Below are 11763 nucleotides of genomic sequence, written 5' to 3'. Positions count from 1 at the left end.
ACTATCGAGATAAAGGACAAAATCCTTTTTAATTATGGGCTGTTTTTCAGCTTTTATTAAACCCACAACCTGTTGAGAATTTTTAGTTTGAGCCAGTTTATCAAGTTGCCATGGTTCACAGTAAGTAATAGCTTGAGGTTGCAAATATTCAAATTTATCTTTATCATCTTCAAGACAGAAAAGCTCCTTGATCACAATTCCATTATTATGTATCTGGTCGAGTAGTCTTTTCCCTTCTACCAGTATTAGACCTTGTTCAGATCTGTTTTTTTTATTATGCAGTTTAGTTAATTCTTTAAGGTGTTGCTTCTTGAGTCGCAAGTCGTGAGTCGAGTCATCTATAGATTTCGGTGGATTATGTTTCATGTAACATTCCTTTTTATAATAAATATAATCAATCAGACCAAGGATGGTCTGGGTACGCAGACAATCTAAAACTTACAAAATATATCATATAAGCATCTCAAGCAATGCGGATTTTTTTTGTTTTAAGACGGGTTAGTTCTTTAAGGTGTTGCTTTGTTAGGCGGATGTCGTGAGTCGTGAGTCGGAATTCGTGAGTCGTGAGTCGTGAGTCGTGAGTCGAGTCATCATTAGATTTCGGTGGATTGTGTTTCATTTAGCAGGCTTTTCCTTAAGGTATTTAATTAAACCAAGATACATTTTCTTAAGATTGGTTACATCTCTGCTAATATTTTCTAATTGCTTTAGGGAGATGTAATTCAATTTTTGAGAAATTATAATCTGTGTATCTACTTCAGCAATGGAGCCGAGTGAAATATATAGAAACCGAAGGAAATCCTTATCTGAGTGTCGTGCTGAACCCTCAACAAGATTTGATGAAACAGAAACCGCTGCTCTTCTCATTTGATTAATAATTCCGAATTTCTCTTCTGATGGATATTCACTGGTTATCTGATAGACTTTAACTACAAACTCAATACTTTTCTTCCAGATATCCATATCTTTAATATTCATAAAAAACTCCTTTGTATTTCGTGAATCGTGAGCCGTGAGTTGTGAATCGAGCCATCTATAAATTTCGGTGGATAATCTGTCATATAATGTGCCTCAAAAAACTATCAACCAGTCAAGTTTTCGTGTCTCACGGCTCACGATTCACGACTCACTCTTCACTTCTCACTTCTCCCGTCTCACTTCTCACTTCTCACGTATCACGACTCCCGTCTTCATCCCGATCTTGCATGGCGGAAGATGATGTTGTATAATGCTTTGAAGAAGTAGCCGATATCGGTAATTATCGGTGATTTCAGATACTTTTTGATATAACTGCTTTCAGATTCCATGATCTCTTTGAAAGTATGAGGCATATCAACATAAAATGGAGGGATCAATCCTGGGGTAACTTTTTTGCGTAACTTCTGGGTTTCAGAAGAATATAAACCGAAATAGTGCGTTGATATAGCACGAACCCCTACCAGCTTAATATCTCCTCTAATAAGATTAATAACTTGAGGTAATTCATCAATCCAAAGGCGACGCAGAAGATTGCCATAGGGCAGGATCCTGAAGTCATCTTTGATCTTACCACCCTTTTTCAGTTTATTCTTCAGAAAAACAAATTCCTGTAAATATTCAGCATAAGGGAACATCGTTCTTAGTTTGTAGATATAAATAGTTTTTCCTGATTTACCAACTCTTTTCAACTTGATCAGGGGCCCATATATAGGATCTTCACGGGGAGGAAGATCAGTATGCTTTTGAGCAACAAAATAAAAGAGATTATCCTTTTCCAGAATATCAACAATATCGAAACCATTATATACTATCCGGCCGAGAATCTCACTTTGAGAAAATGATTTATACATCTCCTGAAACAGCGCAAAATATATTTCTCGAATGAATGGAATTCGCTGAATTATCCTGCGAAAAATAAAATCATTTATAGTAGCGATCATCGCCAGAAATCCAGGATATTTCTGAAAGTATCTAAAATGTCTTTTACGATAATCTTCACCGCAGGAGACAAAATAACCACCAGTTTGCAAATTTAGATTTACCTGTCTGAGATATTCATTGATCTGGTTCCAGCCATTCACTTCATGCAGATTGACAAATAATAACTGAGAATTGGGTGCTTTGTGCTTGATATTGTAAATATGATGTGTGTAGAGAGCTTCTGCTTTATCAGCAGGAATCCGGTCTAACTGGGTGTTCTGCTGAGTAAATTCAAAAAGAGTCAACTCATCTTCCAAATAGATCGTCTTTAGCTTCTGAAGAACTGATTCTGCAGTAGTTTCAGGTAATTCAATCAGTTTCTTGGTAAAAACTTCGGCACTTTCATCATATACTTTTGGGGGTGCGATTATATAAGTGGAAATATCTTTGTCTTTTTGAAATTTCTTAGTGTAATACCAGAAAGTGAAGAATAATGTTTCTAATGTAAATGATATTCCTATTGTACCAATAACTATCCATCGGGAATATGAGAAATAATTAAAGAGATATAATGAAGCTAATATAATTGAAAAACCAGCAAGATCAGAGCGGAAAATGATCAACCAATTATCAACAAATTTTTTCTTCAGGTCAAAATTATATTTTCCACTAATAATTGCAGTTGAGAGCCAGACAATAGTGAAGCCGATAAAAGGACGCCAGTATTTGGGTAGATATACTCTCACAGTAGCAGCTTTGGGCCAGATTGAAATCAAGAAAGCAATTATTACTATTAATAAATTGAGAAATATAGATATTTTTCTTTTGGTTAGAATTTTCATTACTGATTTTTTAGAAAGTTGTAAATTTCATCTCTCGATACTGGGTGAGTTCCTGTTTTTGAAACCTTGATCCCAGCAGCAATATTTGCTATTTCAGCAGCTTCTTTCAAAGTTGCTCCAGTACAAAGAGAAAGAGTTAATGCTGCCACTACTGTATCACCGGCACCCGATACATCGTAAACTTCACGAGCCCTGGTAGGAATCATGTGAGCCTGGGCATCTTCATCAAAAACGGCCATTCCTTCTTCTCCCAATGTGATCACTACCTGACAGCAATTATCTTCCATTAGCTTTTCACCACATTTTTGCAAAGAAACCAGATCGGTAATTTTTATGCCGGTCATTTCCTGTGCTTCTTTTTTATTAGGAGTTAAAAGATAGCAATTCTTGTAACTTTTCTGATGGACAGGCTTGGGATCGATGATCACCTTGATTGAGTTTTGACTTGCCCATAAAATAATATCTTCAATCAAAGCTGGAGTAATACTGCCTTTGGCATAATCAGAAATAATTAGATATGATGAATTATTCAATGCCGTAAGTTTATCAAATAGCTGTTTTGATTCATCAGGTGATGCATCATAGATATCTTCATAGTCAATCCTTAAAAGATTCTGATGATGTCCGTTAATCCTCACTTTTTTAATTGTTGAGCGGTTGTTTGATTGGATGATCAACGCTGTATTTACATTTTGCTTTATCAGTTGATCTATCAGTTCATCACCATCAGGATCCTGACCAATTATACCGCCAATGATACTATCCGCTTTCATTTTCACAAGGTTAAGAGCCACATTTGCTGCTCCACCAGGGACGCTTTTCTCCCCTGTGACATTTACTATTGGTACGGGAGCTTCGGGGGAAATACGCTCTACCCTGCCTAAGATATAACGATCGAGCATCAAATCACCGACAACAATGACTTTCTGCTGATCAAATTTATCTATGATCTTGATAATACTTGATAAATTTATATTTTTCATAAAATCAATTTTAATTGTTTATTTGTTTTGTCAATAAGCTTTAGCTTAACAGGGTGATTTTTTTATAATAATTTAAACCTTCTCCTTTTAATATTATTAAATAGTCACCAGTTGCTGCTCTATTTCCTTTATGGTTTTTGCCATCCCAAGGATAGAAATTATCCCGATTCTGTTCCAGATATTTATTGGTAAATAATTCTCTAACTAACTGCCCTTTAATGTTATAAATAACTAGATCATAATTTCCTGATTTGGGGACATTAAATAAAATTCTGGTTGTGGGATTAAATGGGTTGGGAAAGCAGTAAATTCCATATTTAGCTGGTATTGGAGGTGACTCTGTTTCATTATCAACAGGGATTTCGATAGTAATTGGTCCATATAGATCTGTTGCACCTAAGAGTGATATGCTTTCCAGCCAATAGTAATAAATTCCTGGATCTACATCATACTGATCTTCGAAAGAGTAGTGACTGGTCCCAGTTGATGTTCCTGCACCTGGTATTATCAAAGGATTGATCTGCAATTGCTGTTCAATGTCTTCTCCCCTATACAGGTTCCAGCCGGAATTATTTACCTCACTTAGCGTCTGCCAGTATAATATGCATCGTGACTCAGTCCAGTTCCCCGTAAAGGAAGACAATGTAACCGGTAGTGGAGCATTATTTACAGCACCTATTGTGTAATATCCTTCTGGTGAGTCTAAAGCAGAACCGTTAAATCTGATAGTATTGTCATTTATTATCTGAGCTGAAATATTTTCAGATAATGCTGTGAATAAGTCTCTCTCTCCAGCTCTATATAATAATCTATAATCACTAACATTACCCAAAGTTATTCCTTGTCCACAAATAGCAGATATATCAAAATCTATACTTACTCCGGTTAAAGTTCCAGTCGTATCAAAAAACCATACTCGTGCCAGCCGATAGTCGATCAAGCCACCATTAATATCTTCAGAAGTTGTCCCGTTTTCAGTATTGCATGATCCTTGCAGCCAGTTTTCACTGCTTATTCCTGTGGACTGAATGCTAAGCCCAGAGGAGTAAGCAGCAGGATGATTTTGCCAGATAGTGAAAGGAGAATTATCGTAACCATCAGGTAAAACATCGGGATATATAAGATCAATGGTAACCCGCTCTGCATCTGAGATACAATATTGAATTCCAGCAGTTAAATCAGGATACCATGCTTCAGTAACGATCAAAGTTGTACTACTATTATTTTCTAAAACACATCTATCTTGAAAATAATTTGAATGTAGTATTGAAATGAATAGTCCATTATATTGATCAATTACCCAAAATTTAGTAGCATCTTTTAAGCTAAATTCATTAGGAGTAGTTATTATTCCACCATCCAGACCCATTAGACTAGCTAGTAAGTTTCCATTTCGATCATAAATAATATTGCCATCCAGGTGATTACAATCAAACCAGCCAAATAGATTTGGATGAACCTGATAATTAGTATAAATTATATCAGCAATCTCTTCACTAGTTAAAGCAGAATCATATAGCTGAATATCGTCAATGTTACCTGTAAATAAAGCACTTTCCCGTTTACCTATGTACAGGGGATCAGAATTAGATGAAAAGTTGCTGGAGCCGATCAGTTCTAATTCCCGACCATCTAAATAGAGTTTGTGTTCATCCTGATTTTTACTCACTGCCAGATTATACCACCTGCTTGATTGAAGGGATACATCTGAAGTAGAATAACCATTGAAATCGAACTGCTGGTCACTGCCCATCTTTATATAATAGCCATCATCACCTTTACTGAACAGATACTGGTCAGAAGTAAAACTATCCGCCTGGAACCAGAGAAGATAAGTGTAATCAGTAGAATTAAGTTCAGGACAATTTATAATGCTTATATAATCATTGACTCCATCCAATTCTATACATTGAAATCCATTAAGCCAGGCAGTCATTTCATCAAAACTGGAACTATCAAAAGTTGAACAATCACCATGAAAATCACTAATAGATTTATCTTCCATCTGACTTGTTTGGTAGAATTCCTCCATGTCATAATATAGATACAAGTTAGTTTCTGTACCCAGGATTTGATCAGGAAAAGCATCCTTTATCATCCAATCAACAGAAACACTATCCCAAATTCTGAATTCGTCAATTTCGCCCTTAAAATATGTCCCTGAGCTTGTCTTAGTTCCTACATAAAAATGATTATCATTACCTTGGCTTATACTTGGACTTGAACCAGATTGCAAAACATTATCCAGCCAAAACTTCAATTCTTCTGATTCAGAATTCCATTTAAATTTTACATAATACCATTTTTCAGATAGTGTGTTGTCACTGCCAAGTTGAATGAAATTTGAACTAGTTTTTAAATTAGAGCATAATTTCTGATAATAATATATTATCGAAAAATAACATGTTGAACTATATTTTATATCTACTATCCTTGTTCCACTTGGAGTCTCATTCAAGACTTTTATCCAAAATTCTATTGTGAATGAATTATTATCCAGATCAGTAAACAAGGTAGGAAATTCATTGGTATTCTCCGCTACAACAATTTTATCATCAATCCCATCAAAATAGAGAGCATTATTAGCTGACAATATGAAAATATAAATTATGATAATATTTATAACAATAATTTTTTTCATATTGAGCCTCCATTGTATTGTTATGAGGACAATTAAGTGTTATGATGTCAAGAATTATTATTGATTTAAGGGTATATAATGAAAAAATCCAGACTTCCGCCTGGATTTTTAAATAAAATATTGAAAATTATTTTGCCGCGAACAAACCGAACAAGCGCGAACAATTAATGCATTAAGACCTGAATATTCCTATTATTGAACCGATAAATTATTTTGCTGATTCAGTTAAATATCAATAGTTCAGATCAAGCAATTATGGATAAATAATATTCTCTTTTGTTCGCGTCAGTTCGGTTTGTTCGCGGCTAAAATATCTTACATTAAGCTTCTTTTATCTCTAGAAAAAATATCAAAGCAGCGAACAATAATATTATCCTGTACTTATTATGAAACTTCGGTAATCACTGCAATTGATAAACTGATAACATCTCAAGCAATTATGGATAAATAATATTCTCTTTTGTTCGCGTTAGTTCGGTTTGTTCGCGGCAACTAATCTCTTTAATTAGTTTTGTTAGTTTTGTTCGGTGCAAATACTCACGTGAATGGTTAATGGTGACTTGCAATTGGAGCTGTGAGTCGTGAGACGACTTTTTTTGTCCAATCACTCTTCACTTATCACTAATGAAACTTTGTTCGCGTTTGTTCGGTTTGTTCGGTTTGTTCGGTTTGTTCGCGGCTAAAAAACTCTTGTATTTTCTTTATTGGAGTAGTTTGATTGTTCGGTGCTTAAGTTTCTACTTTGTATTAGCAAATCTTTCAACTTCTACACCGTGTTTATTATTCGGAAAATTAACAAGCACTCCCAGTTTGTAGCCCGTAATCACCAAATAATTTAATAGCTGCGCCTTATGAATATCTAAAATTTCCTCAACGGCTTTCATTTCGATAATGATTTTGTTCTCAAAGACAATATCTGCAAAATAATCACCTACTATTTGCCCTTTATATAAAACAGTTAATTTCTTCTGTGTTTCAATCTGATAACCTGCCTGCATTAATTCATAAGCCAAAGCATTTTCATAAACTTTTTCCATTAAGCCATTACCAAGTATCTTCCTTACTTCAATGCAAGCCTGCTTGATCTTATAAAACTCCTCAGCATAAATCCAATTCATGGCTCCTCCTTTATTAGCTGCGAACAATTAATGTTTTCCAATACTTGTATCTAATAATGATGACACTTGATAATAACCACCACTGATATATTGACACATTATCATAAGTAAATAAACTCAAATAACAGTTTCTTTTTGTTCGCGTTTGTTCGGTTTGTTCGCGGCTAATAATCTCTTCGTTAGCATTATTAGTTGCTTCCCTAAAAAATCAATGTACCAATTTGTATTACTATTTACACCATAAAAGACATTCTCTTTTGTTCGCGTTTGTTCGCGGCTAATAATCTCTTCGTTAGCCTTGTGAGTTGCTTCCATAAAAATCTAAGTACCATTTGACAAATTGCCTTATGCCAACCTCCACACTTGTTCCCGGCTGATATCCAAAATCTCTCACCAGATCACTCACATCCGCCTGCGATGCTGGTACATCACCCGCCTGCATAGGCATTAGATTCATCTTTGCATTTTTACCCAGTTCCTGCTCAATAGCCTTGATAAAATCCATCAACTTCACTGGTGAGTTATTCCCAATATTATAAATTTTATACGGTGCACGAGAAGAACCGGGATCAGGATTTTTACCTGACCACTCTTTATCACTTTGGGCCGGTTTTTGAATAACTCGCACAACACCTTCGATAATATCATCTATATAGGTAAAATCGCGAATCATCTCACCTTTATTATATACGTCTATTGGCACATCAGCTAATATCTTTTTGGTAAAAAGAAATAATGCCATATCAGGACGACCCCAGGGACCATAAACAGTAAAAAACCTTAACCCTGTTGTGGGAATATTATACAAAGCGCTGTAGGAATGTGCCAGCAATTCATTACTTTTCTTAGAAGCTGCATAGAGACTAATGGGATGATCCACATTATCAGAAGTACTAAATGGCAATTTCTCATTCCAGCCATACACACTTGATGAAGAAGCAAACACCAAATGCTTGATCTGGTGCTGCCGGCAAGCTTCCAGAATATTATAAAACCCGATGATATTACTTTTAAGATAAGCATCAGGATTGGTGATACTATAGCGTACCCCTGCCTGAGCAGCCAGATTGACCACTACATCAATCTGCTGGTTTTCAAATAACTTATCCAGGTTTTTCTGATCATATAAATCCAGCTTAATGAACCGGTAGTTAGGATATTTATCACTCTCTATCAAAACATTATGTTTGATATTTTGCATCCGAATCCCGCAATCATCCAGCCGACCGTATTTAACCCGGAGGTCATAATAATCATTAATATTATCAAGCCCAATGACTTCGTACTGGTGATCTTCAACTAAGCGTTTAACGAGATGATAGCCAATGAAACCGGCAGAGCCGGTGATTAAAATCCGTGAGACGTGAGACGTGAGACGTGAGACGGAATCTGTATCGTGAGAAGTGAGTTGTGAATCGTGAATAGACATTTTTAAACTTCCTGTAATTTTTTTATTAAAAAAAAGAGAGAATAGAAGAGCTGAAGGGGAAAAGTGGAAAAGAGTGAAAGGGTGAAAAGGGAAAAAAGACAAATATCAAAACCTTTTACTGCTGTATTCATTAAAAACCTCATTCTTTTCATCATTATTCCTTCTAATTTGGTTCATCAATATTATTTAAGAGAAAAATGTCAATGAAATCGTACTGCACGAGAGCACGAGAGCACGAGAGCATGAAGGCATGAGGGCATGAGGACATGAGAGCATGAGAGCATGAGAGCATGAAGGCATGAAGGCATGAAGGCACGAGGGAGCGAGCTTTCAAGCTATCGTGCTTTCCCGCTTTCCCGCTATCGTGCTTTCCCGCTATCGTGCTTTCCCGCTATCGTGCTTTCCCGCTATCGTGCTTTCCCGCTTTCCCGCTTTCGTGCTATCGTGCTTTCCCGCCTTCCCGCTTTCGTGCTATCGTGCTTTCAAGCTATCGTGCCTTCCCGCCTTCCCGCTTTCCTCCTAACCCTTCCCCGGCAGAATCCATTTCTCAGCATTGTTAATCATATTCTTTATCATTGCAATAATATGACCATACTCATCAGATAAATCTACGTGTTTTTCAGTGTTCATATATTCGCATTTTATTGCAAAGTCCAGCCATGTTAGCACTTCAGCAGCTTCGCATTGAGCAATGACCATTTTTGACACGAAGCTTTTCTCGTAAATTCTTGCTTGAAAAGCTTCTTGCCCTGTGTAATTTGTTTTATTGCTGAACATCAATTATTAATCTATTCTTCAAAAAACAGCAAAGATAAGAAGTTTTCAAATACTTTTCATCACATATAGAAATACATTATATTACACGGGGCAGGCAATATTAGCACTAACAGATCGAGAAGCTCTAATTATCTGATCTGTTAAAGAATACCGCTCTGACTTGGGAAAACATTTAGATAAATTGAAAATTTCCATGGCACAGTTAAATGATAATTTGTAAACTTCAAGATCTTTATAATTGGAAATTCGCATAACACCCCCTTTTTATACGCAAGCTCGAAAAATGGAAAGCACATGCCCTCAAGCTTTCAAGCCTTCCCGCTTTCGTGCTTTCATGCCTTCCCGCTTTCGTGCCTTCAAGCCTTCCCGCTTTCGTGCCTTCAAGCCCTCCCGCTTTCCCGCTTTCGATCTTTCAACCTTTCCTAAAAACAGTGACTTTAAACAAATTTCCCTCTATATCGTTATTAAATCGTATGCCAGACCATTCTTTTACAGCTCGCTTAATGCCAGAACCAATACCTCTATATGGCAAAAGATTTTTTGTCACAAAGGATACTATTATCGGATTACGAATTATACTATTTCCTGCCAATATTTTTGCTACTGTAAGTGTATTTGGTAAACAACCAGGACTGATTATTTCAATTCTATCATCAAATATGAACAGGCGAATAGAAGCGCTAATAAGATAATCTCTGTGAATCAAAGCATTGACTATCAGTTCTTCAAATACTGAAGCCGGAATCTCCATTTTACCAAGTGAATTAACACCGTTATTTCCCTGTATTTTGTGAAGATTTCTGCTGATAAAACCCATTGCTCCTGAGAATTGTTGAGTAAGTATTCCTGAGAAATCTTCACTATCTAAAAAACTTGTGGGGTGAATATCTAAACCTGGGTAACAAATTGCTTTGATCATAAATTGTGGTTTAATCACCTGCGGATTATCTCCAAAAAGAAATAGTCCAGCTAAATTCAATTTCCCATTATCGGTTGCTAAATTCATGTTTTTCAGAAGATTCAATAATTCAAATGAATTGTCTGGTAAATCCGTTCCATATTCCTGCCGTAAGAAATCTCTGAAGATAAGTTTATCAATTTTCTCAATACCGGCATTAACAGGTAACTCATCTGCAAATAGTTGACTATTGGGTTTAAATAGTGAGTCGTGAATAGTGAGTCGTGAGTCGGAATTTTCTTCGTGAGTTGAACTCATACTGATTTTCCCTTTAAATACTTTATTAAACCTACGAGCATTTTTTTTATATCATTAAGCTCGTATAAAAGATCATCTTGCTTTACCGAATCAACATAGCCTAATCTCATCGTGATAATTATCTGCGTTTCTACTTCAGTTGCAGATCCCAAAGCGATATGAAGGAAACGTATAAAATCCTTATTAGTACCTCTGGCTGCACCTTCTTGCCCTGTGTAATATGTTTTATTGCTAAGCATCATTTTTTAACCTATTCTTTAAGTAACGATGACCATAAGAAGTTTTCAAATACTTTTCCCTATGGATTGCATCATATTTATTCCTACTAGCTTCGTAGTAGATCAATTCGAAAGGTACTCTATTCTTTGTAGAATTAACCAGTCCTTTATTATGCCGATTAATTCTCTCCTCTAAATCTTTTGTAAAACCAATATACATATTACCGTCTTTAAGACTTTTCAGAACATATACAAAATACATTATATTACACGGGGCAGGCAATATTGGATGGAATCGATACTCCAGCTCTACGAATTTGATTAGTAAGTCCAAATTTCTCTTCATTAGGAAATTGTTTAGTTACATTGTATATTTCGGTAACAAAATCCATACTTTTTTTCCAAACATCAAGCTCTTTATGATTCATATTACCTCCTACTCACGACTCACGACTCACGACTCACAGGTGAAGCTTTAATATTATGAATGTTCTCCTTGAATTCACGCTGGCTGTCTTCTCCCAAAGAAATATCTTCATAAACGGCTTCTAATGTTTTATGCATGTTAACCTCCGAAATACTTATTCAGTTCCTCAGTATTATTTTAAGAGAAAAATGTCAATGATTTAGTGACTGGTGA

General features: G+C 35.8%; 10 protein-coding genes and 1 pseudogene. All 11 read right to left on the bottom strand.

Annotated features, from left to right (window positions below; translation table 11 throughout):
• The coding region (locus RAO94_01070) for a hypothetical protein (protein ID MDP8320919.1) at positions 1 to 366 on the bottom strand (366 nt) is incomplete at its 3' end.
• 249 nt (positions 367 to 615) lie between these two features.
• Positions 616 to 978 (bottom strand): four helix bundle protein, encoded by a 363-nt coding sequence (locus tag RAO94_01065; protein ID MDP8320918.1) that lies wholly within the window; start codon positions 976 to 978, stop codon positions 616 to 618.
• Between the two features lie 212 nt (positions 979 to 1190).
• Positions 1191 to 2741 (bottom strand): sugar transferase, encoded by a 1551-nt coding sequence (locus RAO94_01060; protein MDP8320917.1) that lies wholly within the window; start codon positions 2739 to 2741, stop codon positions 1191 to 1193.
• Positions 2741 to 3724 carry a D-glycero-beta-D-manno-heptose-7-phosphate kinase gene (rfaE1, locus tag RAO94_01055; GenBank protein ID MDP8320916.1) on the bottom strand — a complete coding sequence of 328 codons (984 nt, stop codon included), beginning with the start codon at positions 3722 to 3724 and terminating at the stop codon, positions 2741 to 2743. Before rfaE1 ends, RAO94_01060 begins: the two co-directional genes overlap by 1 nt.
• A 40-nt stretch (positions 3725 to 3764) precedes the next feature.
• Positions 3765 to 6365: a LamG-like jellyroll fold domain-containing protein gene (locus RAO94_01050; GenBank protein MDP8320915.1), complete on the bottom strand. Its 2601-nt coding sequence runs from the start codon at positions 6363 to 6365 to the stop codon at positions 3765 to 3767.
• A gap of 737 nt (positions 6366 to 7102) precedes the next feature.
• Positions 7103 to 7483 (bottom strand): GxxExxY protein, encoded by a 381-nt coding sequence (locus RAO94_01045; GenBank protein MDP8320914.1) that lies wholly within the window; start codon positions 7481 to 7483, stop codon positions 7103 to 7105.
• A 292-nt stretch (positions 7484 to 7775) separates the two neighbouring features.
• The gene (locus RAO94_01040) at positions 7776 to 8912 is read right to left on the bottom strand and encodes an NAD-dependent epimerase (protein MDP8320913.1); all 1137 of its coding nucleotides are present in this window, start codon (positions 8910 to 8912) and stop codon (positions 7776 to 7778) included.
• A gap of 519 nt (positions 8913 to 9431) precedes the next feature.
• Positions 9432 to 9941 (bottom strand): annotated as a pseudogene (locus tag RAO94_01035) (four helix bundle protein).
• 160 nt (positions 9942 to 10101) lie between these two features.
• Positions 10102 to 10905, bottom strand: coding sequence for an ATP-binding protein (locus RAO94_01030; protein MDP8320912.1), 804 nt, complete (start codon positions 10903 to 10905; stop codon positions 10102 to 10104).
• The gene (locus RAO94_01025) at positions 10902 to 11147 is read right to left on the bottom strand and encodes a four helix bundle protein (protein MDP8320911.1); all 246 of its coding nucleotides are present in this window, start codon (positions 11145 to 11147) and stop codon (positions 10902 to 10904) included. The genes RAO94_01030 and RAO94_01025 overlap by 4 nt, the downstream gene beginning before the upstream one ends.
• 242 nt (positions 11148 to 11389) lie before the next feature.
• On the bottom strand, positions 11390 to 11551 hold the full coding sequence (locus RAO94_01020; protein ID MDP8320910.1) for a four helix bundle protein: 162 nt from the start codon (positions 11549 to 11551) through the stop codon (positions 11390 to 11392).
• Positions 11552 to 11763: the final 212 nt, after the last annotated feature.

This window comes from Candidatus Stygibacter australis (assembly GCA_030765845.1).
GTDB classification, from domain to species: domain Bacteria; phylum Cloacimonadota; class Cloacimonadia; order Cloacimonadales; family TCS61; genus Stygibacter; species Stygibacter australis.
Note: the sequence above shows the minus strand (reverse complement) of the source record. Positions and strands in the feature narration are given on the sequence as shown.